The organism is Metallosphaera yellowstonensis MK1, from assembly GCF_000243315.1.
In the GTDB taxonomy this organism is placed as follows: domain Archaea; phylum Thermoproteota; class Thermoprotei_A; order Sulfolobales; family Sulfolobaceae; genus Metallosphaera; species Metallosphaera yellowstonensis.
On the sequence record NZ_JH597768.1, the window covers coordinates 410,299 to 433,388 of the forward strand.

General features: G+C 44.2%; 27 protein-coding genes, 4 tRNA genes and 1 pseudogene. 13 read left to right on the forward strand and 19 right to left on the reverse strand.

Annotated features, from left to right (window positions below; translation table 11 throughout):
- Window positions 1–8: 8 nt before the first annotated feature.
- From speE to METMK1DRAFT_RS09795, 4 genes are all read right to left on the reverse strand, one after another.
- On the reverse strand, window positions 9–917 hold the full coding sequence (speE, locus tag METMK1DRAFT_RS09780; protein WP_009073542.1) for a polyamine aminopropyltransferase: 909 nt from the start codon (window positions 915–917) through the stop codon (window positions 9–11).
- Complete coding sequence (locus METMK1DRAFT_RS09785) at window positions 917–1,102, reverse strand: 50S ribosomal protein L37e (RefSeq protein WP_009073544.1); 186 nt, start codon at window positions 1,100–1,102, stop codon at window positions 917–919. Before METMK1DRAFT_RS09785 ends, speE begins: the two co-directional genes overlap by 1 nt.
- A gap of 13 nt (window positions 1,103–1,115) precedes the next feature.
- The gene (locus METMK1DRAFT_RS09790) at window positions 1,116–1,343 is read right to left on the reverse strand and encodes an LSM domain-containing protein (protein ID WP_048087929.1); all 228 of its coding nucleotides are present in this window, start codon (window positions 1,341–1,343) and stop codon (window positions 1,116–1,118) included.
- A gap of 84 nt (window positions 1,344–1,427) precedes the next feature.
- Window positions 1,428–1,519 (reverse strand) — tRNA-Tyr (locus METMK1DRAFT_RS09795).
- 153 nt (window positions 1,520–1,672) lie between these two features.
- Between METMK1DRAFT_RS09795 and METMK1DRAFT_RS09800 the strand changes: the two genes are divergently transcribed.
- Window positions 1,673–1,747: transfer RNA gene (locus tag METMK1DRAFT_RS09800), tRNA-Val, on the forward strand.
- Between the two features lie 268 nt (window positions 1,748–2,015).
- Here METMK1DRAFT_RS09800 and METMK1DRAFT_RS09805 read toward each other — a convergent pair.
- Entirely contained in the window at window positions 2,016–3,935 is a 1,920-nt protein-coding gene (locus METMK1DRAFT_RS09805; RefSeq protein ID WP_009073548.1) for a beta-CASP ribonuclease aCPSF1, read from the reverse strand.
- A gap of 71 nt (window positions 3,936–4,006) precedes the next feature.
- Here METMK1DRAFT_RS09805 and METMK1DRAFT_RS09810 point away from each other — a divergent pair, with 71 nt between their 5' ends.
- Window positions 4,007–5,062 carry an NAD(P)-dependent glycerol-1-phosphate dehydrogenase gene (locus tag METMK1DRAFT_RS09810; protein ID WP_009073549.1) on the forward strand — a complete coding sequence of 352 codons (1,056 nt, stop codon included), beginning with the start codon at window positions 4,007–4,009 and terminating at the stop codon, window positions 5,060–5,062.
- Here the strand turns inward: METMK1DRAFT_RS09810 and METMK1DRAFT_RS09815 are convergent.
- The 10 genes from METMK1DRAFT_RS09815 to METMK1DRAFT_RS09860 all read right to left on the reverse strand — a co-directional run bounded on the left by METMK1DRAFT_RS09815 (window position 5,052) and on the right by METMK1DRAFT_RS09860 (window position 11,610).
- Window positions 5,052–5,753 (reverse strand): FKBP-type peptidyl-prolyl cis-trans isomerase, encoded by a 702-nt coding sequence (locus METMK1DRAFT_RS09815; RefSeq protein WP_009073551.1) that lies wholly within the window; start codon window positions 5,751–5,753, stop codon window positions 5,052–5,054. The genes METMK1DRAFT_RS09810 and METMK1DRAFT_RS09815 overlap by 11 nt on opposite strands.
- Before the next feature lie 344 nt (window positions 5,754–6,097).
- Window positions 6,098–6,171 (reverse strand) — tRNA-Ile (locus tag METMK1DRAFT_RS09820).
- A 42-nt stretch (window positions 6,172–6,213) separates the two neighbouring features.
- Entirely contained in the window at window positions 6,214–7,464 is a 1,251-nt protein-coding gene (gene ahcY / locus METMK1DRAFT_RS09825) for an adenosylhomocysteinase (RefSeq protein ID WP_009073554.1), read from the reverse strand.
- Between the two features lie 57 nt (window positions 7,465–7,521).
- Window positions 7,522–7,596 (reverse strand) — tRNA-Val (locus METMK1DRAFT_RS09830).
- A 32-nt stretch (window positions 7,597–7,628) separates the two neighbouring features.
- Window positions 7,629–8,066, reverse strand: coding sequence for a RecB-family nuclease (locus METMK1DRAFT_RS09835; RefSeq protein ID WP_009073556.1), 438 nt, complete (start codon window positions 8,064–8,066; stop codon window positions 7,629–7,631).
- Entirely contained in the window at window positions 8,047–9,009 is a 963-nt protein-coding gene (locus tag METMK1DRAFT_RS09840) for a DNA cytosine methyltransferase (RefSeq protein ID WP_009073558.1), read from the reverse strand. The genes METMK1DRAFT_RS09835 and METMK1DRAFT_RS09840 overlap by 20 nt, the downstream gene beginning before the upstream one ends.
- Window positions 8,987–9,526: a transcription factor E gene (tfe, locus tag METMK1DRAFT_RS09845; RefSeq protein ID WP_009073560.1), complete on the reverse strand. Its 540-nt coding sequence runs from the start codon at window positions 9,524–9,526 to the stop codon at window positions 8,987–8,989. The genes METMK1DRAFT_RS09840 and tfe overlap by 23 nt, the downstream gene beginning before the upstream one ends.
- Window positions 9,516–10,034: a tRNA methyltransferase gene (locus tag METMK1DRAFT_RS09850; protein WP_172634136.1), complete on the reverse strand. Its 519-nt coding sequence runs from the start codon at window positions 10,032–10,034 to the stop codon at window positions 9,516–9,518. Before METMK1DRAFT_RS09850 ends, tfe begins: the two co-directional genes overlap by 11 nt.
- A gap of 14 nt (window positions 10,035–10,048) precedes the next feature.
- Window positions 10,049–11,104: a GTPase HflX gene (hflX, locus tag METMK1DRAFT_RS09855; RefSeq protein ID WP_009073564.1), complete on the reverse strand. Its 1,056-nt coding sequence runs from the start codon at window positions 11,102–11,104 to the stop codon at window positions 10,049–10,051.
- Complete coding sequence (locus METMK1DRAFT_RS09860; protein WP_009073565.1) at window positions 11,101–11,610, reverse strand: multiprotein bridging factor aMBF1; 510 nt, start codon at window positions 11,608–11,610, stop codon at window positions 11,101–11,103. Before METMK1DRAFT_RS09860 ends, hflX begins: the two co-directional genes overlap by 4 nt.
- Window positions 11,611–11,672: 62 nt before the next feature.
- Between METMK1DRAFT_RS09860 and METMK1DRAFT_RS09865 the strand changes: the two genes are divergently transcribed.
- Genes METMK1DRAFT_RS09865 through METMK1DRAFT_RS09875 form a run of 3 tightly spaced genes read left to right on the forward strand, consistent with a single transcriptional unit; the run spans window position 11,673 to window position 14,070 of the window.
- Window positions 11,673–12,848, forward strand: a complete 1,176-nt coding sequence (locus tag METMK1DRAFT_RS09865) for a proteasome-activating nucleotidase (protein ID WP_009073568.1) — start codon at window positions 11,673–11,675, stop codon at window positions 12,846–12,848.
- Complete coding sequence (locus METMK1DRAFT_RS09870; protein WP_009073570.1) at window positions 12,845–13,357, forward strand: PUA domain-containing protein; 513 nt, start codon at window positions 12,845–12,847, stop codon at window positions 13,355–13,357. Before METMK1DRAFT_RS09865 ends, METMK1DRAFT_RS09870 begins: the two co-directional genes overlap by 4 nt.
- The gene (locus METMK1DRAFT_RS09875; RefSeq protein WP_009073572.1) at window positions 13,354–14,070 is read left to right on the forward strand and encodes a proteasome assembly chaperone family protein; all 717 of its coding nucleotides are present in this window, start codon (window positions 13,354–13,356) and stop codon (window positions 14,068–14,070) included. Before METMK1DRAFT_RS09870 ends, METMK1DRAFT_RS09875 begins: the two co-directional genes overlap by 4 nt.
- Here METMK1DRAFT_RS09875 and tgtA read toward each other — a convergent pair.
- A complete protein-coding gene (gene tgtA, locus METMK1DRAFT_RS09880) occupies window positions 14,038–15,537 on the reverse strand; it encodes a tRNA guanosine(15) transglycosylase TgtA (RefSeq protein WP_009073574.1) in 1,500 nt (499 codons plus the stop codon). The genes METMK1DRAFT_RS09875 and tgtA overlap by 33 nt on opposite strands.
- Complete coding sequence (locus tag METMK1DRAFT_RS09885) at window positions 15,534–15,974, reverse strand: Lsm family RNA-binding protein (protein WP_009073575.1); 441 nt, start codon at window positions 15,972–15,974, stop codon at window positions 15,534–15,536. The genes tgtA and METMK1DRAFT_RS09885 overlap by 4 nt, the downstream gene beginning before the upstream one ends.
- 59 nt (window positions 15,975–16,033) lie before the next feature.
- On the opposite strand from METMK1DRAFT_RS09885, the gene METMK1DRAFT_RS09890 reads away from it, so the two are divergent.
- Window positions 16,034–16,402, forward strand: coding sequence for a DNA-directed RNA polymerase subunit G (locus tag METMK1DRAFT_RS09890; RefSeq protein ID WP_009073578.1), 369 nt, complete (start codon window positions 16,034–16,036; stop codon window positions 16,400–16,402).
- 108 nt (window positions 16,403–16,510) lie between these two features.
- Window positions 16,511–16,693: a hypothetical protein gene (locus METMK1DRAFT_RS09895; protein WP_009073580.1), complete on the forward strand. Its 183-nt coding sequence runs from the start codon at window positions 16,511–16,513 to the stop codon at window positions 16,691–16,693.
- A gap of 319 nt (window positions 16,694–17,012) precedes the next feature.
- Here METMK1DRAFT_RS09895 and METMK1DRAFT_RS09900 read toward each other — a convergent pair whose 3' ends face one another.
- Window positions 17,013–17,573, reverse strand: coding sequence for a TFIIB-type zinc ribbon-containing protein (locus METMK1DRAFT_RS09900; RefSeq protein ID WP_009073582.1), 561 nt, complete (start codon window positions 17,571–17,573; stop codon window positions 17,013–17,015).
- Window positions 17,574–17,682: 109 nt separating this feature from the next.
- Between METMK1DRAFT_RS09900 and METMK1DRAFT_RS09905 the strand changes: the two genes are divergently transcribed.
- The 4 genes and pseudogenes from METMK1DRAFT_RS09905 (at window position 17,683) to METMK1DRAFT_RS19170 (ending at window position 20,555) form a co-directional block, all read left to right on the forward strand.
- Window positions 17,683–18,060, forward strand: a complete 378-nt coding sequence (locus METMK1DRAFT_RS09905) for a ribonuclease BN (RefSeq protein ID WP_172634130.1) — start codon at window positions 17,683–17,685, stop codon at window positions 18,058–18,060.
- A gap of 4 nt (window positions 18,061–18,064) precedes the next feature.
- A complete protein-coding gene (gene hisS, locus METMK1DRAFT_RS09910; protein WP_009073588.1) occupies window positions 18,065–19,351 on the forward strand; it encodes a histidine--tRNA ligase in 1,287 nt (428 codons plus the stop codon).
- Between the two features lie 312 nt (window positions 19,352–19,663).
- Window positions 19,664–20,254 (forward strand): archaeal proteasome endopeptidase complex subunit beta, encoded by a 591-nt coding sequence (gene psmB / locus METMK1DRAFT_RS09915; protein WP_009073591.1) that lies wholly within the window; start codon window positions 19,664–19,666, stop codon window positions 20,252–20,254.
- Between the two features lie 111 nt (window positions 20,255–20,365).
- A pseudogene (locus tag METMK1DRAFT_RS19170) lies at window positions 20,366–20,555 on the forward strand (hypothetical protein).
- A 205-nt stretch (window positions 20,556–20,760) separates the two neighbouring features.
- On the opposite strand, the gene METMK1DRAFT_RS20115 reads toward METMK1DRAFT_RS19170, so the two are convergent.
- Window positions 20,761–20,994 (reverse strand): IS200/IS605 family accessory protein TnpB-related protein, encoded by a 234-nt coding sequence (locus METMK1DRAFT_RS20115; RefSeq protein WP_052300216.1) that lies wholly within the window; start codon window positions 20,992–20,994, stop codon window positions 20,761–20,763.
- A 50-nt stretch (window positions 20,995–21,044) separates the two neighbouring features.
- On the opposite strand from METMK1DRAFT_RS20115, the gene METMK1DRAFT_RS20120 reads away from it, so the two are divergent.
- Both METMK1DRAFT_RS20120 and thsB read left to right on the forward strand, forming a co-directional pair.
- Window positions 21,045–21,200 (forward strand): hypothetical protein, encoded by a 156-nt coding sequence (locus METMK1DRAFT_RS20120; RefSeq protein WP_155812397.1) that lies wholly within the window; start codon window positions 21,045–21,047, stop codon window positions 21,198–21,200.
- Window positions 21,201–21,424: 224 nt separating this feature from the next.
- On the forward strand, window positions 21,425–23,089 hold the full coding sequence (gene thsB / locus METMK1DRAFT_RS09925) for a thermosome subunit beta (RefSeq protein ID WP_009073596.1): 1,665 nt from the start codon (window positions 21,425–21,427) through the stop codon (window positions 23,087–23,089).
- The last annotated feature ends 1 nt before the right edge of the window (window position 23,090 follow it).

The window sequence follows — 23,090 nt, forward strand, 5'->3', positions numbered from 1 at the left end:
CTTAAAAACTACGCTGGAACAGTAATAGGAGTTTGCTCCGTTGATACCCTCGTTTCATTGAGGATTCTATCCCTAATATGTTTAGGGATGTTAAACAACGCAGAATGTGTCTCCCCATCGTAGAACTTCAAGCTAACTGTGACCCTATCTCTCAGTCTATCATCCACCTGAGCTGGAGTAAGTAGGTTAGGTGAAGACTCTTCCGTGCCGTATACGAAGCCCCAAAGACCATCAAAGGAGGGAACGTAGGTCACAGATGCACTTACGTGAGGAAAGACATTCCTAAATGTATTGAAGATTCCTGAAAACGTCTCGAGGCTAAAGGAAGGAGAAGTCGCCTGCGTGACCACTCCGCCGCCTGGCCTCAATATTTTTCTAATACTTTCATAGAACTCCTTAGTGTAAAGTTTATATGAGGAGTTACCGCTTATTGGATCCGTGAGGTCGAGTATTACCGCATCGAACTTATTCTGGGAGTTCTCTACATAGTTTCGTGCATCATCTATGATCACTTCAGCCCTAGCATCATCAAAGGCACCTTGATGCCATTCCTTCAGGTACTGTTTAGCGAAATCAACAACTTTCTGATCTATATCTACCATGACTGCTCTCTTTATGGAGTTGTGCCTCAGTACTTCTCTGAGGGTAGCACCTTCTCCTCCTCCCAAGATTAGAACGTCCCTCGGAGCTTTAAGGGTTATCAGGAGAGGATGAACCAACGTCTCATGATAGATATACTCGTCAGAAACTGTAGATTGCACCTTTCCATCTATTATGAGAGACTTTCCGAACCTGGAAAGGTAGGCAACCATGACTCGCTGATATTTAGTTACTACGTCTTGAACTACTTGTTCTATATGATGACCGTGAAATTCGTAGGGGGACTGCCACTCTATGTGCCAACTCCAGCCAAACATTACCTTAGCCTGACCCCGTTAATCTTCTTGTTTTGCCAACTATACCTCTTTAGCTTTTTGGACTTACCGAAGCCGCAGGCAGCACATTTATGCTTGTTGGGGTTATAGGCGTTCCTCCCACACCTTCTACATCGTATGTGAGAGGCACCCCTATTCATCTTACCGAAGGAAGGAGTTCCCTTCATTTCTCATCACGTTTTATTGTTGGATTGGCGAGATTAGAATAACGTTATCTCCTCTTATAACTATCGTACCCATCTTCTTTCCGCCACCGTCGCTCTGTATCTCCTCAGAATCTGAAAGAACCAAATTCATGTGTTGATCGTAACTCTTGAGAAGACCTCTCACTTCCTTGTTCCCTTTAAGTTTTACTAGAACTAAGTTACCTAACGACTCAGCGAGCAACTTATGTGCGGTCTCAGCCATGCGATACACCTGTTCAAGAGTTAGGTCTCCTACATGTTTATAAATTAAGTGGATAAGGAACGCAGTATAAGAGTGTCTATGAAGTCCCGCCGCGGGGACTTGAACCCCGGACCACCCGGTCACCACCAGCGCCAATCTACAGCCGGGCGCTCTAAACCGGGCTGAGCTACGGCGGGTCGTGGTAAATGTTAGAAAGGGAACGGATAAAAGTTTTGTGTAGAATGCCATGGGCCTTAGGAATCTATGGACATTTGATGTTTGTTGCCATGATGTTCTTCACCACGCTTCGATCCTAAATTTTTTAAGTCATTAGGAATGTAAGGATGAGGGGGCCCGTCGTCTAGCCTGGTTAGGATGCCGCTCTGACACAGCGGAGGTCCTGGGTTCAAATCCCAGCGGGCCCATATTCTAGTTATGTCTAACGTGAAATCTCGCTACCGGCCTAAGAAATTTTCATGGTCCGTAGATAGAGATCCAGGAATAATTTCTTCAACGTACTTTCAAATAGATATAAAATATAGATCAGCAATAATTTCATCCTCATCCGTTCAGCTGAAACACGGCTCATCATCCCGTAACATATGGAGGTTTCTTTTACAAACGTATTCCTGTCTTTGCGTTATTATTTAAGATGAACCGCAGCTGTAGTCGAAGAGTTTGAGTACGCTGAACTCATGCCACTCTTAGGCTATCTAAGATGGAAGGTGCATAGATGTTACTACTCCTTATCCCTAGCCTATCCCTCTCCCTGGGATTCTCAAGAACCTTGCTAAAGGCCCTTATGGCTGACGACTCGCCATGATTAAGTATTATATTCCTAGGCTTGGGGACCATATCTTCCAAGAATTTCAGAAGCTGCCTCCTGTCGGAATGACCTGAAAACCCATCTATTGGAGTGTGCTCTAAGTTTACCTTAATGCTCTCAACTCTTCCGTCTCTACCTACAACCTGGATTTCCTTTGCACCGTCCCTTACTTTCCTACCTAGAGTACCTTCAGCCTGATAGCTCACGAATACTAACGAGTTCTTTGGGTCTGGCGCCAAATACTTAAAGAATTCCACAGCCGGTCCTCCGTTGAGCATACCAGAAGTTGCCAGAATGATGCTAGGTTCACCTTGTGCTATATCTTCCCTAAATCCCTCTATCCTCTTAAAGTAATCCGAAGTGAAGGGGTTTTCGTCCCTGAAAAGGATCGAGTCCCTCACCTCTTTACCCAACCATTCCGGATATGCAGTATGTATAGCAGTAACTTCATCAAACAGTCCGGTAACATAAACTGGAATCTCGGGAATTAACTTCCTCTTCATGGCGTCGTTTATGACCAACATTATCTCCTGCCCTCTCCCCACAGCAAGCACAGGAATCAGAACTTTTCCTCCCCTGTTGATGGTCTTATTTATGACGTCTATAAGTTGCTTTTCTGACTCCTCCCTGTTTGTTTGGCCCTGTGCTCCATAGGTTGTCTCCATGATTAGAGTATCAACCCTAGGAAACTCTGCCACTGCCCTGTCTAGGAGTCTAGTTCTAGCATACTTGAAATCACCAGTATAAACTAGATTATGAGTACCATCCCCTATATGTAGATGGGCCATGGCTGAGCCTATTATGTGACCTGCGTTATAGAAGGTTAGTCTTATGTCTGGGGCTATGTCGGTCACTTCTTCATAGTCTAGCGTGATTGTGTGGAGAAGCTCCTTCCTCACCTCCTTGGCAGAGTAGGGTAGAGGTCTTCCCTCCTTCTCTGAGATGTCCAGCATGTCCAGTTGCATTAACGCCATTATGTCCCTTGTTGGTTGTGTCGCATAAACAGGGCCCTCATAACCGTATTTGAAGAGAAAAGGTATCATTCCGCTATGATCCAGATGGGCATGAGTCAGGACCACGGCGTCTAAGTCCTCCAGTCTCAGTTGGTCTATGTCGAGCTTAGGAAACATTCTCTCCCCAGAATTAACACTCGGGTTTACTCCTACGTCTAGAAGGACTCTGCTCTCGGGGGTCTCAACCAGCACAGCTGACCTACCGACCTCCTGGAACGCTCCAAGTGCAGTAATCCTAACGTATCTATCCTTAAAAATGATCTCCCTATGTATTCTCTCTCCGAAGACCTTCAATATCTTAGCTCTGTATTCAGTCTCATTGTAGATATGAGTTAGGACGCCTTCTACAGTTCTAGACTTAATAGGCGGTTCCCTGATGATTATAGGTCTCCAATACGTCTCCATAAATATTTTCTGTTGTATGAGCCCCCTCTTTCCTATGACTAACCCTGGCTTTTTGGCCTTGATGAGAACCTCGCCCAGCTCCTCATCGAACTTTACGTCTGAGATCTGAGCCTCTTGGGGGACAGAACTCTTTATTATTTCAACTGTCTCCTTCTGGTCTTTCCTTATGCTACTATCAGCCTTTATGACTATCCTCTTCTTGATCTGCTTGGCTATGTTCCTGATAACGTCCATTTTATCGTTTAGAATCGATGGATTCTTGACATACACTGCTATCTCAGGGCCCTCAAACTCTATCCTAGTTATTTGGGCCTCTTTAGGAAGGCCATTGTATATGGACGATATTATTCCTAGCCTAAAATTGGACACTTAACTTCACCAAAACAAAGAAAGCTATAGGGATAGCTAACTCTTTTTATATTTAAATCTTCTTACATACTATGGAGATTCAGGAGCATATCATTGATCTTCCGAAGAGAATCTATGTCGGTAATGGAATCATAGGGAAGCTTAAGGAATATCTCCTTCAGTTGAACGTTACAGGGCCTCTCCTAACGGTTACGGGCCCTAACGTAAGGAAGCTCGTGATAAACGATGTAATCAAGGGAGTGGCGGAGGTAGGGGATGTTGAAATCACTGAAATAAGCGACTCCAGTGTGGATGAGGTGAACAGAGTTGAAGAGATTGCCAAGAGGGTTAAGCCTAGATTTATTCTGGGAGTAGGAGGAGGAAAAGTGATAGATGTGAGCAAGTACGTAGCATACAAGCTTAACATAAACTTCCTGAGTGTCCCAACAGCACCCTCGCACGACGGTATAACGTCTCCTTTTGCCTCAATAAAGGGATTAGGAAAGCCAGTATCGGTGAAGGCCAAGACGCCCTTCGCTATCGTGGCTGATATAAACGTTCTATCGTCTGCTCCCAGGAGGTTAATAAACGCTGGCATCGGAGATACTATAGGCAAAATAGTTGCGGTGAGAGACTGGAGGTTAGCTGCGAAATTGACCGGCGAGTACTATGGAGATTACACAGCATCCCTTGCTCTTCTCTCAGCAAAACACGCACTCAATTGTACTAAGATCATGAACAGGGACCTGAAATATAGCGTCAGACTGCTCACAGAGGCACTAATAAGTAGCGGAGTAGCAATGGGGATGGCAGGTAGCACTAGACCTGCCAGCGGATCTGAGCATCTCTTTGCACATGCCGTGGATCTCCTTGCACCCAACGTGGCCATGCATGGAGAGCTCGTAGGCTTAGGAACTATACTGATGGCTTATATTCATGGAATAAACTGGAGAGAAATAAGAAAGGCACTAGAAAGGATAGGGGCCCCAGTGAAGGCTTCAGAGCTAGGTATCCCAGCTGAAACAGTGATCAAAGCGTTAACTATTTCTCATACAATAAGACCAGAGAGGTATACAATCCTAGGAGATAGAGGTCTCACTTGGTCTTCCGCGGAAAAAATAGCAAGAGATACTGGAGTTATTGAGTGAAAATCGACTTATTATAGATTTCCTGATAAATAATGGAACAGTCCTCCGGTAGGACGTACGTTATCACGTCTTTCGCGAAGAGTAACTTCCTCGTCTGTAAATCTTCCAATAGGAAGAGCTCCTTTGGAATTGTTACTTTCAGACTCTTCTTATCCTCACTTAACTCAAAAGCAGGCATGTATTTCCTACTGAACCACCTATCTAATAGGGCATCTATCTTCTCCTTCTCGTCATTTAAGACCTTAACTACCTTGATCTTATATATTAGAGACCTGCCGGCTAAAGGGTGGTTCATATCTATTAGGACTCTTCCTCCAGTGACACTTTTGACGGTACCGTAAGTGCCGTCAGAAAATCGAACAGGCATATTAGGATAAGGCGTTATACCTTGTTTCCTCAGTTCCCCTAGCGACACGATCTTTACTTTTGATGGGTCCCTAGTTCCGTAGGCGTTCTCAGGAGGTATCTCGACCTCTTTCTCCTGATCTGGGTCTAAAGAGTATAGGACTTCCTCTAGACCCTTTATCAGCCTATGTTCCCCTAGTATGACTAACTGCGGGACGTATCTCCTATCCGAATCATATATGTTGGCTTTCTTAGCCTCCTCTTCGGAGGTCGTATCTATTACCTCACCTGTATCCTTTATTCTACCTGTATATTCCACGATAAGAAAGTCCTTGTCCTTGAACATTATTACCAACCGACTTACTTAGTTACGGTTTTAAAATTATTTGGATCGAAAGCGGGAGACCAGTGAGTATACCTCATCCAGACCATCTGACAATCTGACCTTCTTCTCCATTTAGTAAGTTAGAAACGAGTTAACGTAGTTGGGTACTCTTCATCTCCTCTCGCGTTCTCCATGAGATCTAAAGTGGAGTCTTATTACTCGTCAGTAGCGCACACTTCATCTCTCCGAGTGTCAATATAATGGAGCGAAAACTCTCCCTCCTTCTTAGGGCAGGCTGAAGGTTCAAACGGTGAAGTCAAGAGTCCCTTGAGGCCTTTATGAAATCCCCATCTTCAGACGGGGTTTGGGCCCGGAGGGATTTGAACCCTCGACCACCCGGTTATGAGCCGGGCGCTCTACCTAGCTGAGCTACGGGCCCTCAGGGTTTAATGGAAAGTCTTTACTTTTAAGACTTACTCGGTTAGGTACCATAACGCCATTGCCTCATATATTCCCTCTGTTGTTGAGTCAGCTCCTCCTTCTCTATTCCCATGGACTCTAACTTAAGCTCTGCAACTCTCTCATCTATCTCTCTCGGAACATCAAAGACCTTAGGAGTCATCTGACCTCTGTTTTGAACTATATAGACCACTGATAAAGCCTGATTTGAGAAACTAAGATCCATAACCTCACTAGGATGACCTTCTGCTGCAGCTAAGTTCACGAGCCTTCCCTCGGCTAGAAGATATACCTTCTTCCCATTGATCAATTCGTACTCTTCTGTGTATGGCCTTATAACTCTCCTTGATCTAGATACCTGCTTAAGGCCCTCTACGTCTATTTCGACGTTAAAGTGCCCTGCGTTAGCTAAAATTGCACCGTTCTTCATTTTTAATATGTGTTCCTTAGAGATCACATTTATGTTACCTGTTGCAGTAATGAAAATGTCCCCCATCTCTGCAGCCTTCCTCATGGGTAATACTTCATAACCTTCCATTACTGCCTCTAGAGCTCTGAGAGCGTTGGCCTCTACTACTATCACCCTGGCTCCAGCTCCCCTTAGCCTTGAGGCTATGCCTCTCCCTACCCAACCATACCCAACCACTACACATATCTTACCAGCTAAAAGTACATTTGTAGCCCTCAAAATTCCGTCAATGGCACTCTGACCTGTTCCGAACCTATTATCGAAAAGATATTTAGTGTAAGCATTGTTAACTGCAATTACAGGATACTTAAGTACTCCTTGCTCCTCCATGGCTTTTAACCTGACCACTCCTGTCGTAGTTTCCTCAGTCCCACCTATTACAGTGTCAGTGAGATTCTTATCATGGAGTAAAGCGTGAAGATCGCCCCCATCATCCATGACTATTTGTGGTGAATGTTTAATTATTTTTTCCATGTTTGAATAATACTCTGCCTCAGTCTCTCCTCTCCACGCAAAAACATTTATCTCGTCGTACTTAGCTAACGCAGCAGCCACATCATCCTGGGTTGAGAGAGGATTGCTAGCAGCCAAGAACACATCCGCACCAGCCCTCTTGAGAGTCCTGACTAGAACGCCGGTCTCCTTAGTGACGTGAAGGACGGCTGCCACGGTGATGCCTCTAAGGGGTTTCTTCTCCTCTAGTTCAGCCCTTATTCTCATTAGAGTAGGCATATGCATTTCCGCCCACTCTAATTGATTCTTTCCCTGCTCTGCTAACGAAATGTCCTTTACCAGGTACTCCATATCTCAAAGCTTGCTAACCTGTATTTAACGTTAGGTTCGTAGAAGCTTGAGAAGGGATGGGCCCGCTGGGATTTGAACCCAGGACCTTTGGCTTGTAAGGCCAACGTCCTAACCAGGCTAGACGACGGGCCCCTTAATCCCTTTGTCCTCAGACCATTAAAAAACTATTTCCTTCCAATAACTGAAGTACAATATAACACCGCACTGGCATACGCTACAGGACCCAGATCGTTCCTAAGTCCCCTATATGTCACGTGCTCCCCTAGGGACTGCTCCAACTTGGAGAAACCATTTTCCACTCCAGGGAAGACTAGGAGATCCCTATCACTGAAACTTGGGTCTCCTATCTCCTTCTCGGCAAAGGGAGAGAACAGATAGACGGCGTTGGGAGAAAGTAGAGTAATGGCGTCCTTCAGGTCTGGCAATACTATCAACGACTTTCCCTGCTTTAACGCGAGCCTCCCAACCTCCGGAACTCCCGCCTGAGCAGCTGTACCTCCTACCTTAGTGACAACTAGATGACTAAAGTTAAGTCCAAAAATCAGCTTGGCGAAATCGATAAGTCTTTGGGAACTAGTGACGTTATGTATTCCAACTATCATCAAATAGTTGCACCATTATATACGAAGCTATAGCTCTTGATAAGACTACTGGGACGGCTTCCCCTACCTGATTATACTGCTCGTCTTTGCTCCCAACAAAGACATGATCGTCTGGGTATGACATAAGCCTAGCCTGCTCCCTAACAGTAAGATACCTAGAATGAAAGGGATGTATGAACCTAGCGTTTCCTAATACTGTGGGGGCCACGTCATAGGGATCTAAGCGTACGTGAAGTGGAATTGCCTTCCCATGACCCCTGAACATGGTTAAATAATCACCTATCTCTACTTTAGCTAATTTCAGCAACTTCCTTTCATTAACTTCCCACACCTCATGATTAGGAAGATATCTATCCTCGAGATCCTCTATAGCCTCCATAACAGTTACTTTCGTACCTAAGGGCTTTAAATTAAGTCTTATATTCGAGATAAACACTCTGGCCCGTCTTGACGGATTTCCAAATTCTTCAGCTAAGAGAAAATTGAATATAGGTTCAAAGCCTTCCTTTCTGAACTCGTGGATTAAGGCCTCTCTTAACTCTCTAGTCTCCACTATTGAGGGTACGTTTTCCATAACGAAGATCTTAGGCCTAAGTTCTGCGATTAACCTTATGAACTCAAGAGTTAAGGAGCCCTTCTCGTCTTCATATAACCTGTCCAAAGGGTTATTTAGTCTTAAGGGATTAGCTGCGGTGAAAGGCTCACAGGGTGGGCTACCTATCACGACGTCTGGCTCACTCCCTATGAGCTTAACGATTTCCTTCCCCGTTACGTCCCTGACGTCCTCCTCCAAAACTAAAGTTTTAGGAAAGTTCAGAGAATATGTCCTCGCAGCTGAGTGATCCAACTCTATCGCTAACTTAACGTCGAACCCTGAATCCGCAAATCCTCTCCCAAAGCCCCCAGCACCAGAGAACAGATCAACTACCTTCGGAGCTCCCAACCCTTGTCTCCCTTGATATTTCTTCCTCTATTTCCTTAATTTTTTTCTCTAAAAGTTCCTTAATTTTACCTGAATCATAATATGTTAATTGAACTCCGCATTTAGGACACTTAAACTCGTTCTCGAATGCCTCCTCAAATGTATACTTGTTCTTGTCCTCTGGACAAATGTAAAACTCGTTGTTCGATTCGTACTCTAACCTACTCTTTAGCTTGTTAAGGATCTCCCTTTTCCTGGCAAGGAGAATATCGTTTATTTGATCAGAGTTGGCCTTCCAATAATATACATACCATCCTGTGTCTTTATCCCTAGTTCTCCTGTAGCTAACTAAACCGTGCTCGGCTAAGGCGTAAAGTTTCTTCCTAACCTCATTGACCTTTATATTTAGCTTGCTAGCCATACTCTCATCGGTCATTTCAGTCTTGCTCTCTAGAAGGAAGGACAAAACTTCTATCACGTCCTCTCCTAATAGTTCCCTCGCTATTTCCTTTAAGAGACCATCTACATCATTGTTCATCTGTTCTGATCACCTTCTTACCTCTTTCTTGAGGGATGATCCTGATCTTGGCATCCCTAAATACTATATTTAGCTCATCTCCCTTATATAGCCTGTCTAGTAGGATGGCAAGGGCCGCGACTTCTGAGTGAGGCTGATTCGATACCGCTACGTTGAAATCGGCATTAGTATAATACCACCCTTCCACCTTCTCTGACCCCACCACTATGAGAAGGTTGTCAATTTCTCTTATTCTGTTCTCTACCTCGGGGAGGTTGATCCCATACATGGTTAAATGGATGACCTTTCCACCGTTCTCTCTCCACTGTCTCACGAGTCCCTTTGGATCGCTAACCAACCTCACCTCAAAGTAGCTCCCTCCCCAGTACTCCACAGTCTTTCTGACTTTATTTACCAGGGATTCATCGTATCCGTCTATAAATACACCTCGCGCTCCAAAGGCTCTAGCTACCAGGGCCACGTGAGTGGTTACCCTCTTATCCCTATGAGGTCTGTGTCCGAGCCTCAGTACGAATATGTTCCTTAGACCAGAGAGAATATTTTATCCCTCAACGTATTTATATTGAATAAAGTCTTTGCAGAGACTAGGATCGAATCGATCACAGGATTATAATACTCTTCTGCCAATCCTCTTATTAATTTTAGTTTCTCTTCGTAACTTCCCTCCAATAAATCAACTTTGTTGGCTACGACTAGTAGGGGTTTGCCAGAAATACCCAGCTCCCTCAGAATAGCGAACGACGACCTGATCATCTCCACTATCATTGACTCCTCTAGGGAGATGTCGAATACCATTAGAAGGGCTGAGGCATACTTTATTTCAGACAATGTAACGAAGAACGCCTCTATTATCTGAGGTGGAATACCTCTTATGAATCCTACGGTGTCCACTAGCATCACCCTCTTCTTATTATGCGTGATCAAGTACCTCTTGGGGGAAGTGGTGGTGAACATTGAGGAGTCTGTCGCTTGCCTTAGATTGGTTAGCGCGTTGAAAATAGATGTTTTCCCTGCGTTGGTGTAACCACTGATGGCTACGTATGGTAGCCCTTCCTCCCTAGTCCTCACCACCTGAGCCTCCCTAAATTTCTTCACGTGTTCTAGCTCCTTGGTGATCCTGTTTATCTTTCTAGAGAAGAGCCTTATCTGGGACTCGACACCATAAACGCCTGCTCCCAGAGGACCCTGCTGTTCGCTCTTCTTAGCTCTACTATATGCGTCCTTAATAATCGGAAGCTCGTGCTTCAACCTTGCTAGTTCTATCTGCAGTTTTGCCTCCTTAGATCCTGCATGGAGGGCAAATATTTCCAAGAGAAGTAATACTTTATCTACTATTTTCTTTTTGAAAAGTAGTTTATTGAGGTTTATGAAATGTCTGGGCGCGAGGGTATCAAATATTATGACCCCCTCCACATTATCTCTTTCTATCAACTTATCCACTTTGTCTTTCGAGATGTAGAAAGACGGATTAGGTTTACGTGGTAATTTGTAAATATCGATCACGTCGTAACCTGCACTCTCCGCTAGGGACATTGCCTCGTCAAGGTAATCTTCTGACGCGAAGAGGACCGCTCTCACTTCCTCCCCTCTCTTATGTTGATTATATCTCCTAATGTGAGGGTAAAGTCTTCGGGTTTAAAAGATTCGACCTTATCTGCCTCAACCTTTACTAAGAGTTTGATGCCGAGTATTTTCTCGAGATCCCTTGCTTGATCCAGTGTGGGTTTTAGTTTGCCTTGTTCTATTCTTTTTATTACGTTTTCCTGAGTCCTCATCTTATTAGCCAACTCCCTTGTGCTCATTTTAAGTCTCTCCCTGGCCTCTCTAACCTTTAAGGCATAATTTTCGTCTATCTCCCACTCTTCACTCGTCCTTATGGTCTTTGTCTGTTGGGGTTTAGCGACGGATGATCTACGAACTGGGGCCGTACTGGGTGCAGACTCAGCATATCTTTTCACACGCTCATAACACGACCTACAGAGTACCATGTGACTTCCCTCGATCTTTACTGAGTAATAAGGGCCTACTATCCTCTGTCCGCACATTTCACAGTATCTCTCTTCTTCTCTCTTCACGGGAACCATAAATAATAGATAGCGATAAACATTTTTAGTCTATCTTAATCAATCACTATATTGGATCTAGCTTGTCTGATGAATTAGACTTACCCAGAGAGACTTCTGTTAATGATGAGCACATCATAAGGCTCCTCGAGGAGAAGATAAGAGCCATGCAAATAGAAACCGAGACTTTGAGGAAGGAACTGAATTATTATAAATCAGAAATGGAAAAACTCTTAAGCCCTCCACTAATAGAGGCGGTGGTCTTGGACATACTTGAGGATGGAAGGGTAGTAGTTAAGAGTTCCTCTGGGCCTAATCTGATAGTCAATGTTTCAGATAATGTGAGGATGGACTCCATTAAAGTTGGCAAGTATGTGGCACTGAACCAAAGGGGATCCTCCATAGTAGAGGTATTGAGAGACAGGGACGATCCTTTGGTAAGATCCATGGAGGTTATAGAACGCCCTGACGTGAGGTATCAGGATATTGGTGGGTTAGATCAGCAAATTCAAGAATTGAGGGAAGTCGTCGAGTTTCCACTGAAGAAACCAGAACTCTTTAAGGAACTTGGAATAGTACCGCCAAAGGGCGTGCTTCTGTACGGACCTCCTGGCACTGGTAAGACTATGCTAGCTAAAGCAGTGGCAGCAGAGAGCAACGCTGCGTTTATTCACGTTGTGGCGTCCGAGTTCGCACAGAAGTTTGTGGGGGAGGGGGCTAGAGTTGTAAGAGACGTGTTTGAACTTGCCAGGAAGAAGGCCCCCTCGATAATATTTATCGATGAGATAGACGCGATTGGTGCTAAAAGGGTGGATTTAGGGACGAGTGGTGAGAGAGAGGTTCAGAGGACCCTGATGCAGCTCTTGGCTGAAATTGACGGCTTTCAGCCGTTGAACAACGTCAAGATTATAGCTGCAACCAACAGGATTGATATCCTGGATCCTGCCTTACTGAGGCCTGGGAGATTTGACAGACTCATTGAGATTCCCCTGCCTAACTTGGAAGGGAGAAAGCAGATCCTAAAAATCTACATCTCCAAGATGAAGACCAGCGAAGACGTCAATATTAACGAATTGGCTATGATAACTGAAGGATTCAGCGGAGCGGATTTGAAGAACCTGTGTACTGAGGCTGGCTATGTGGCTATCAGGAATAATGAGGGAACAATAAGGATGACCCACTTTAGGGAAGCTCTGGAGAGACTGAAGGCCAAAAAAATTAGTAAGGAAGTCATAGATAGAGGGGAGAAGTATGCATGATAAGGTTCAAGCAACACGTCACTCAGCCAGAGGACGCTACACCCTACATTGATTACATCCATGCTATAGCAGAATTTCAATTCGGCAGTGAGATAGCATCCTGTTTATTTAAGAGTGGACTTACATTCAAGATACAACGTTCCGTAAACACTTGGAGGATAAGGAATGTTCTACTCTCAGACAATTCACTGTTCTTAGTCCTTAGAGCTCAGGATAACCTTTTCTCCCTTACTTTAAAGGCTGGGGAAAAGATAAGGGAATGTGTGCCCGTCCCAAGACTTCGAGTAATAATAAAAGAAGAAGTGAAGGACATACTAAAGAAACAGGGAAATGTGTTCGCCAAACATGTTATGGAAGCAGATACGAGCCTAAGAGCTGGGGATGAGGCCATAGTGGTCACAACCAAGGATGAACTTATAGCTGTGGGAAAGATGAGGTTGTCGGGAGAGGAAGTAACGGAATATAAAAAGGGTGTAGCCCTAACTGTTAGAGAGAGGTCTAAAACATGAAGGTAATATTGAAGGATATCAATGAGAGTGAAATAAAGGACGCTAAATTTATCACAGGTTTCAGAACAATAGGTGAAGTCGGTTACTTAGCCGTAAGACATATCATCATGAAAAGGAAAATGAGAAGAGTGGGCTTTGTCATAACGAAATTCTTGAGGGACGTAACTTTTCTGGACGATTATGGCGTTGCTACTCCATTTGAACTGTTCTATGATGACGAATTTCACGTTCTAGTACTACTTAATCACCTATTACCCTTCCAGAAGGAGTGGAGCCAATTCTCGCATGGCATGATTAGATGGCTGAAGAGACACCAGATAGAAGAGGCAATACTAGTTGGTGGGCTCGACAAAAGATACAAGGACGTTCAAGAAAACGTCAGATGGCTAAAAACAAGCAAAAGCGGGATAGAACTAAATTATCCATTACTCAATAAACAGCTAATTATGGTAGGCCCCTTGGCGCTATTCACAGTGTACGCGGAGATAGAAGACGTTCCTGCCACGGTAATCTTACCCTATGCAGATAGGGAGAGACTTGACCCAGCAGCCGCAGCGTCCGCGGTCGAGGCTATTAATTCAATAACTGGATTTAAGATAGGTGTCGAGGAACTATATGAAGATGCCAAGAAAATAGAGCAAGAACTACAGAGGCAATTGGAATTAATCCAAAAAGAGATGTCAAGAGGAGGGGTAGATAGACACTATATGTGATAGTACGGAACTCTCACATTCTATAAAACTTACTTTCGAGTATTTTTTGTTGTCTAACATTTTTTTGATTAGAGTTAAAGTCTCCTCGATCAACTCTCCGTGAATGTGGGCTGGAGCCTCGAACTGAGCCATGGGGAAACTCTCGCTACTTAGAACTGGTATGAGACCGTAAAAGGGAATTGCAACGTAGATATCGGCGTTTTTAGAGTACTTAGAATAGATGGATTTGACTTTACTATCAGTAAAGAAAGGGCTCTTTAGCCTATCTCCACATATTATTATGGCTTCGTTTCTCCTCGAACTCAACTTAGACACATAGTTTACATGTCTAACCAGTTCTGGTCTAGCCAAAGAACTCGAGTCGAAAAGGAAGAGGCCCTTAACCTCACCCTTGACTCGAGGATCATATTTCTCAAGGTAATCTGATAGTGTTAGCAAGCTCCTGAAGGCAGAGTACACTGATGGATGAGAGAACGCCTTCTGCTGAAGATATTCGAATAACCTACCTTCCTTTATGGCTTGCTTGGTTGCGTTTATCTCCTCCCTGATTTTCCATAAGTTATGGAAGGCGAGCAGCTTCTCCCTGTCTTCCTTGGAGAGCTCCCGTAACTCCTGTGGTGAATATTTGGAACAAACTGGGCAGGAGCACGGAAAGTAATCCAGTTCTTCAAGTCTATATGTTCTCTCTCTAGTTAAATATCGCTCGTCCCTAGCGAAAATAATGTATGACGCAGAGTCGAAGGAGTCGACTCCTAAGGCTACAGCAAAGGGCATTACTTGAGGGGTTCCACCACCGAACAGGTGAAATGGTTTCCCTCTACTCACATTGGATTTGGCTACATGAATCATTTCTATCAATTCACTGTACCTATATTTCTCCATCAGGACTGTTGGGCTCCCCAAGGCATACATTCCGTAATCGTTTGCTTTAGCAGTCTCTTTAGCTGAAAGCTCAACCAAGTCGAGAAACGTTCCTCCTTGTATAGGGTGAACCCAGATAATGTCTTGGTTGTTCCTCACTATATCAATTATCTCTCTCCCTCGTTCTAAGGTGATTTCCACTGTTTTCTTAGCCTCGTCCCAACTGTCCTTATTCCCGGTTGGAACGTCCAAGAAAACAGCGATGTCAGGCCTGATTTTAGCCTGGTATTCCACTATTGCCCTATTCGTTTCATTGATATCCCCATACTCTAGGATTTGATAAGCGCCGGAATCGGTCATAATAATTAGATCATCTCCAAACTTCTGATGGATATCGCCGTCAGCCAGAGAATTTTTCTTTAAAATAAAGGAATTAGTAATAAAGTTTTTAAAACCAAGATTTACTAAATCATTAACGCCTATCTCCGTCTTTAACGGATTTATTACTGGGAAAAAAACAGGCGTTTCTATCTTACCGTGCCTAGTCTCTATGATACCTATCCTTCCTGCTAGGTCCTCTTCTTTTATCTCAAAGTCCCCTATCATTTGTTGTCTCCTTTCTTTCTTTTAGAAATATAATCATTATAGAGATCATATATCCTCTGTGCCATAGGCCCTGTTCCTTCGACTCCGCTCTCTGTGACCCTTATTTTCTCCATCACAGTTATAACCCCAACGTCATCATACAACTTTATATCACCTGGCCTTAAACTGAGGTTCCTTTGTAGAATTTCGGCGAACTCTCTTGCGTCAAAGATTGGCGCAGCCTTGAGTATTATTTCAGATATCACAGATCCATTAAGAATCACTTTATGGAACGAGTTATTCTCATTGTCCTTTGCGCTCGAGAGCGATACTAAGAAAGGAGAGATTTCGAAAGAGGAGAGCTGACCTATATATTGCTTGCCGTTAGTCAACCTGACTATAACGCTCTTGTCCAAAAGCGCATTTAAGTCGGCTTGGATCCGCCTTGTCGCGCTCATGATGTCTGACCCACATAAAGTTAAAATAGGGGAATTTAAATAGTGGAGTGATTCCCTTGATGTCCGTCACTTACAATTTTTCTCAAGAATGTACAGTGGAGAGAATAGAGAAGGGAGAACTTCGAGATCTCTTGGTAGTCAAGATAAAGTGCGGGGAAATAACCATGAATCTCGACGTCGTGTCGTCCATCAACATCTTTAAGGAAGGAGGTAAGGTAAGAACCATAATATCTCAACAGCCACCGGAGTACTCTCCTGATGACTTCTGTGCCCACGGTTACGTGGTGACAGAGAAGAGGAAGGACAGTTTCATCACGCTGATTTCGTTCTTTGGCCCGGTGTTGAGGATATCGTCACAGGAGAGTTTCACAAAGATAACCCAATTGAAAGTGATGGATCACGTCTACTTCTGCGCCTCAAACGTGTGATCCCTGAGCCCTAAAAGAGCGTTGCTGGAGGCCTCAGGGCTGAATCCTTTTTCACGTTGATAGAAATCTTTATTATATTTGTTTATAATAAATTTTTGTTGATAAAGGATGGCCTCTCACTCAATGTGGGCTAAGCCCAAAGGGGTGGGAGTGATCTGGGATGTGAGCCCCGTGCCGTTGGGCTCTAAGGAGTCCCGTGACCCACCTACCGTTAAGCTTGGTAGGTGGTTGAGGGCTAAGTCCCTACACTCCATCATGATTGAACATAAGATGAGTGAAATGAGAGCGTAGGGACAAACGGTTACACCCCTTCTAGGTATACCCAATCCGTTTCGCCCCCCTCCCCCCGGTGTTGTGGGGGGAGATATTGGCTCCCGCTCCTCATCTTTGAGAGTTAACCAGGGGATTCGGGCTTCGATGGGGCAAAGGTATACTTCACAGGCAAATGTTTTACAGCAGTTATGGGATTTCTCGTTAGGTGTCGCCTTGAAGTCGAGGCAAAATCTAATAACTGCTGTGTTTTATATTCGTTTATCATCTACTAGAAAGATTGTATTAATAATATTTTATACATTTTATACAATTTCTGGCCTTAGGAGTACAGTAGGTGCTACATTGTAGCCGAGGTTCTCACGTGCTTAGGTACTCTTTTAAGTAATTTTCTTAGATATTTTTCATCTATTCCTAGAATTTTTAGTATAATATTGAGTTTCCTTCTATTTGAGCGAAACACCAAGAATGCCGTGAGTGCCACCCTGGTTTTGAGTCTCAAACCACTGAACCAACCTTCTTTCTCCATATAGGTATAGGTCTTTAACATCTTTCCGTCCAGACGTAATAGTTCCAATGCCTCTAAACTCTCCTTAGATATGATGTGACCTACGCTAAGTCCTTCTTCTTTTGGTTCAACATAAATTCTTAATTGTTTTATATTTCTTATATTTCTTGATTTTTTAAGAAGACTGTTGAATTTTCTCTCGGAATCCCTCTTTACACTACTAACCTCCAAAACTTGGGGATAATTTACTAGGATTTGATCAGATTCGTAATAATGTTTCTGATTAAAATAGATTCTCTCTAATACTAGTCCACAATCTCCACATATAACGGTGCCCGACTTGTTATCCCATACTAGGTTAGTTGAGCCGCATGAATCACATCTTAAGTCCATGAGTGAATATGAAATCTCGCCAGCATATAGTCTCCTACTTTCTCCAGCAAGTACAGGCCCAGAGATGATCGAAACTGATTTAAGTCATTACCTCATCAACCTTACCTCAGTGAAAGAAGGTCATTACGACGATATAGTCAGCAAGATTATCGACGGAAGGATAGATGAAATAACTGACAGGTTAACGGAACTAGCTACGAACGAAGAAAACGGCTGGAACAAATTAGTAGTGTATCTCGATTTACGTATGAGGGGTAAGAGACTAGCTAATTCTAATATACCTAATGTTGTATCCGTTGTTGACAGGAGCGATAAGCCCACTACATTTGTCATGATAGCCTCTGAGACTAGGCCTATCAACCTAGTTAGGCTCATAAAATTGCTTGACCTGTCTAAATCCTTGGGGGTTAACGTTGTTCTAGCCATAGTAGATAAGTATGGCGACGTAACATATTATAGTCTTGAAGAGATTAACCTCCTCAAGTGAGTCCATGATCTCTTATGAGCCTGTCAGGGGAATGGAGGACTACTTCGGCGAAAAAGCTCAACAAATAAGATTTGTAGAAAATACGTTCAGGGCCGAAGTGGAGAAAGCTGGGTATATGGAGGCGATAACACCAGTAGTAGAAGAGTTTAATCTGTTCTCTATAAAGGGAGGAGAGGAACTTAGGCAAACAATGTACGTATTCAAGGATAAGGCGGATAGGGAACTCGCATTAAGACCAGAAATAACCCCTAGCATAGTTAGGCTTTTCATGAATTCATTACAGCACTATCCAAGGCCTGTTAGGCTATACTATGTGGGAAGGGTCTACAGATACGATGAGCCTCAATTGGGTAGGTATAGGGAGTTTAGACAGGCTGGAGTAGAAATGATTGGATCGGATTCTATATTATCGGACTTTGAACAATTCGAAATCCTCAGCAGATTCTATTCGAGATTAGGAATGAAAGATAAAATAGTTATTAAAATAAATAATATAGGAATATATAGAAGAATTTTTGAACAATCGTCAATAGACGACAACTCTCAAGAGCATATTTTACATCTAATGGATAAGGGAAAGATTGACGAAACGATAAAGATTTTGGAAAATAGTTTAAAATCTAATGATCTGATTGAATTTATCCGATCATTATTATCTAATAAATCAGAAAATTTGAATGAAATAATAAATAATGCTGAAAAAATTGGGATAAGGGGTCTTACCGACGAGATTCAGAGGTTGGTGAGACTACAGAATTTAGTAGGATCCTTAGGTCTAAGGACGAAGGTCGACCTGTCTTTCGTTAGAGGATTAGCGTATTACACGGGGTCAATCTTCGAGGTGACTGTGCCTGGATTACCCTTTAGCATAGCAGGTGGAGGGAGATATGATACTTTAGTTGAAATTTACGGAGGGCCTAAAGTTCCGTCTGTGGGTTTTGCTATAGGGGTGGAGAGGACATTGTTGGCCATAGGTGAGATGAAGCCTAGCAAGCCTAAAGTTATAGTTGGGGCAGTCCTCTTAGAGGAAGCCGCCATGGATTATGGACTTAGAATAGTTTCAATCTTAAGGGAGGCTGGAATAACTACCGTCTTAAATGTTAAAGAAATCCCGTTATCTAAGCTTGTTCCACTTCATGCAGAGCAAGGATTCACACATTTAATTATCATCGGTCGTAGGGAAAAAGAATCTGGCAAGGTCACGGTGAGAGAGCTTCAATGTAAGAAGCAGTTAGAACTAAATGTTAAGGAATTAGTGAGCAGGCTTGAAAGTTGGAACGGATGCCAATAATAAAGAACAAGACGAACTTTGCCCCTTCTACGAACTCGTCGTCTCCACGATCAAGTGACCCTTATCCTTCATCCTGGATCACAACCGAGCAGCACCCGCAAAGGGGTATATAACCCTTTAGGCCTCAGGGAACCCTCGACCTTCCAGGGCAAGGAGTAAGTCAGATCCTTCACTGAAGCGGTCATCATCTCACGGCCAAAGCCAGGTCCAAGAGTTTAGGCTTAAATAGAAATCTTAGAAAAATTCGATGAAGGCCGAACCCCTTAAGACAAATATTATAACCCTTGAACTGTTTGTAACCCAGGGATATGTATGGAGGAATTACCTTCAACAGCTATTGGTATTAAAGTACAAGATGGCGTAATTCTAGGTGCGGTTAGGAGATTAAGTTACGGCGGTTACGTGCTTAGCAAATCGGCCCGGAAAGTTTTCACTATATCTAGGTTCGGTATAGGAGGTGCAGGACTATTCGGGGACCTTCAGGCATTAACTAGGATAATGAATGCCAACATAAGATATTATGAGCTTTATAATGGTAGGCCGATATCAGCTAGAGCTGCTGCTAAACTACTCTCAATAATTCTTTATCAGTACAAATACATGCCCTTTATCTCAGAGGTACTTTTTGCCGGTATAGATGACGGAACTCCTCAGCTGTTCGTCTTAGATCCCTTAGGTTCACTCCTGGATGATATATACGCTGCAGTTGGGTCTGGTGCTAGGGTTGCCATAGGGGTCTTAGAGGCTGAATATAAAGATTCGATGAATCTAACTCAGGCCAGGGAGCTAGCCCTTAAGTCACTGAGGGCGTCGGTAGAGAGAGATGTAACTTCTGGTGACGGAATAGACCTCCTAATCATTGATAAGAACGGCAAAATAAGCGAGGAATTTCTTACTTCTTAAATTTAATTTTCTGGATCTAAGCCACCGTTTTATCTTACTGGGAGACTTGGAGGCAGAAGACCCTCCAGAGGAGACTGTAACGCTTCTACGTAACTACTACAAATAGTTTTTATTGATGATCTCCCAACTGATGACGGGCACTGCTCACGGGGGTGGGAGTGATAAAAGTGGATGGGAGGGTATTGAAGTTTCCCTCGACTAACCCCAATGATCTGAGGGTGACCGTGCATGATCCCTTAGGAGGGTGCCCGTGGCGGAATTAGAAGTGACTAAGAGTGAGGAGAAGTTACGCCACGGGTAATCACATCCGAATGTGAGCTACCCCCGCCATAAAGGAGGGCTTCCTGCTCCCTTCCCCCACCTTGCCCGTAGTGTTTGGCCACGGGTGGAGGGCGGAGGACCACAGGCACTACAGGCCACCAGTCCTGATCTCTTGAGCACGTTCAGGGAAGCGTTGTAGTCACGGTCTGTTACCCAACCGCCCAGAACACGCGATCTGCTAAGGTCTAGTCCTTCACGTGTCCGCACCTGGCACAGGCCTTGGAGGTACATGATGGTTCGACGAGGACCAGTTCCTTGCCGTACTTCTCCACCTGGTACTTCAGGACGGTCTCGAGCTCGTGGAACGCGACGTCGCGGAGCCTCATCCTCCTTGAGGACCTACCCACCAGTTCCTTAACTTGAACGTCCCCCATGACGACCACGTCGTACTTCTCGGGGAAGTGTTTGCCCAACCTCACGTCCCTCAGCTCCTTCGAGCGCCCGTGAGCCTCGGCGAGCTTGACCTCTCTTGGACAGGAACTCCTTCCTGGAGAGGTCCCCCGTGGGCCTCCCTAGGTTGAAGAGAGTTTACGTAAGGGTTAAGTCTACTCAGCAGTTATGGGATTTCTCGTTAGGTGTAGCCTTGAAGTCAAGGCAAAATCTAATAACTGCTGTAACACCATAACCCTTCTCCTCCCTCCAACGATTATAACCCAATTTCGGAGATCAAAAACCTTTTATACTAATGGGGCTATCCACCCCCCGCCTCAGGGAGGCGAGGTTTTCCGCTCCTTTGAACCCCCATCTATAACCTTAGCGCCCATCTAACAATATGTAACCAGGCGCTCGGGGAGTATCAGAAAGATTTTTATATAACCACTTCTAAAGGATCCCGGAAAGGTGATCGTAATGGCTTCACAAGCTACTGTTGCAACAACACCAGAAGGCATACCTGTAATAATATTGAAGGAAGGCTCCAGTAGAGCCTTCGGGAAGGAGGCCCTGAGAGCCAATATTGCCGCGGTAAAGGCAGTAGAGGAGGCTTTGAAAACCACTTACGGGCCTCGCGGTATGGACAAAATGTTAGTAGACAGCCTTGGCGACATAACGATTACTAATGACGGCGCAACTCTCTTGGACAAGATGGATCTACAGCATCCTGCTGCTAAACTCTTAGTGCAGATAGCTAAAGGACAGGACGAAGAAACAGCAGATGGAACTAAGACAGCAGTCATCCTCTCCGGAGAATTGGTTAAGAAGGCTGAGGATCTTTTGTACAAAGAAGTCCATCCCACTATAATCATTAGTGGATACAAGAAGGCGGAAGAGGTGGCGCTTCAGACTATCCAAGAAATTTCGCAGCCTGTAACTATAAACGATGTGGATTTGTTAAGGAAAGTCGCAATAACTTCGCTAAGCAGTAAGGCTGTAGCTGGATCTAGGGAGTATCTCTCCGACATTGTAGTGAAAGCTGTATCCCAGGTAGCAGAGCTGAGAGGTAACAAATGGTACGTAGATCTTGACAATGTTCAGATAGTTAAGAAAGCCGGTGGTGGTATAAATGACACACAACTTGTCTACGGTATAATTGTTGACAAAGAAGTGGTACATCCAGGAATGCCTAAGAGAGTGGAGAACGCTAAGATTGCACTTATAGATGCTCCGCTTGAGGTTGAAAAGCCTGAGTTGGATGCAGAGATAAGAATAAATGACCCAACACAAATGGAGAAATTCCTTCTAGAGGAGGAGAACATAATAAAGGAAAAAGTGGACATGATAGCTAAAACTGGAGCTAACGTAATAATATGTCAAAAGGGTATAGATGAAGTAGCTCAGTCATACCTGGCAAAGAAAGGCATTCTGGCAGTGAGGAGAGCCAAAAAGAGTGATCTGGAGAAGCTTGCAAGGGCCACAGGAGGAAGAGTAGTCTCCAATATAGAGGAGATTAGCGAGCAAGACTTGGGCCATGCTTCCCTTGTTGAGGAGAGAAAGATAGGAGAAGACAAGATGGTGTTCGTCGAGGGAGCTAAGAACCCAAAGGCTATCAGCATATTGATAAGGGGTGGATTAGAGAGAGTAGTTGATGAGACTGAAAGAGCGTTGAGAGATGCTCTAGGTACCGTAGCTGACGTGATAAGGGATGGAAGAGCAGTCGCAGGAGGAGGTGCAGTCGAGATAGAGATAGCTAAGAGATTAAGGAAGAAGGCTCCCCAAGTTGGAGGAAAGGAGCAACTGGCCATAGAGGCTTACGCTAACGCCCTTGAGAGTCTAGTGATGATCCTCGTGGAGAACGCAGGATTCGATCCCATAGACCAATTGATGAAGCTTAGGTCGTTACACGAGAACGAGGCAAACAAATGGTTCGGCGTAGATCTAGTTACTGGACAGCCCACCGATAACTGGCAAAAAGGTGTAATTGAACCGGCAGTTGTGAAGATGAATGCCATCAAGGCAGCGACTGAGGCTACCACGTTAATACTTAGAATAGACGATTTGGTCGCGGCTGGGAAGAAGTCAACCGGAGACAAAGGTAAGGAATCTAAATCCGAAAAGTCTTCGTCAGAAGAAGACTAAT

Excerpts from the sequence above, each read along its gene's own strand:
- speE (WP_009073542.1), bottom strand. The coding sequence starts at position 917 with ATGTTTGGCTGGAGTTGGCACATAGAGTGGCAGTCCCCCTACGAATTT.
- METMK1DRAFT_RS09785 (WP_009073544.1), bottom strand. The coding sequence starts at position 1,102 with ATGAAGGGAACTCCTTCCTTCGGTAAGATGAATAGGGGTGCCTCTCAC.
- METMK1DRAFT_RS09790 (WP_048087929.1), bottom strand. The coding sequence starts at position 1,343 with ATGGCTGAGACCGCACATAAGTTGCTCGCTGAGTCGTTAGGTAACTTA.
- METMK1DRAFT_RS09810 (WP_009073549.1), top strand. The coding sequence starts at position 4,007 with ATGGAGATTCAGGAGCATATCATTGATCTTCCGAAGAGAATCTATGTC.
- METMK1DRAFT_RS09815 (WP_009073551.1), bottom strand. The coding sequence starts at position 5,753 with ATGTTCAAGGACAAGGACTTTCTTATCGTGGAATATACAGGTAGAATA.
- ahcY (WP_009073554.1), bottom strand. The coding sequence starts at position 7,464 with ATGGAGTACCTGGTAAAGGACATTTCGTTAGCAGAGCAGGGAAAGAAT.
- METMK1DRAFT_RS09835 (WP_009073556.1), bottom strand. The coding sequence starts at position 8,066 with ATGATAGTTGGAATACATAACGTCACTAGTTCCCAAAGACTTATCGAT.
- tfe (WP_009073560.1), bottom strand. The coding sequence starts at position 9,526 with ATGAACAATGATGTAGATGGTCTCTTAAAGGAAATAGCGAGGGAACTA.
- METMK1DRAFT_RS09860 (WP_009073565.1), bottom strand. The coding sequence starts at position 11,610 with ATGGTTCCCGTGAAGAGAGAAGAAGAGAGATACTGTGAAATGTGCGGA.
- METMK1DRAFT_RS09870 (WP_009073570.1), top strand. The coding sequence starts at position 12,845 with ATGATAAGGTTCAAGCAACACGTCACTCAGCCAGAGGACGCTACACCC.
- METMK1DRAFT_RS09875 (WP_009073572.1), top strand. The coding sequence starts at position 13,354 with ATGAAGGTAATATTGAAGGATATCAATGAGAGTGAAATAAAGGACGCT.
- tgtA (WP_009073574.1), bottom strand. The coding sequence starts at position 15,537 with ATGATAGGGGACTTTGAGATAAAAGAAGAGGACCTAGCAGGAAGGATA.
- METMK1DRAFT_RS09885 (WP_009073575.1), bottom strand. The coding sequence starts at position 15,974 with ATGAGCGCGACAAGGCGGATCCAAGCCGACTTAAATGCGCTTTTGGAC.
- METMK1DRAFT_RS09890 (WP_009073578.1), top strand. The coding sequence starts at position 16,034 with ATGTCCGTCACTTACAATTTTTCTCAAGAATGTACAGTGGAGAGAATA.
- METMK1DRAFT_RS09895 (WP_009073580.1), top strand. The coding sequence starts at position 16,511 with ATGGCCTCTCACTCAATGTGGGCTAAGCCCAAAGGGGTGGGAGTGATC.
- METMK1DRAFT_RS09900 (WP_009073582.1), bottom strand. The coding sequence starts at position 17,573 with ATGGACTTAAGATGTGATTCATGCGGCTCAACTAACCTAGTATGGGAT.
- hisS (WP_009073588.1), top strand. The coding sequence starts at position 18,065 with ATGATCTCTTATGAGCCTGTCAGGGGAATGGAGGACTACTTCGGCGAA.
- psmB (WP_009073591.1), top strand. The coding sequence starts at position 19,664 with ATGGAGGAATTACCTTCAACAGCTATTGGTATTAAAGTACAAGATGGC.
- thsB (WP_009073596.1), top strand. The coding sequence starts at position 21,425 with ATGGCTTCACAAGCTACTGTTGCAACAACACCAGAAGGCATACCTGTA.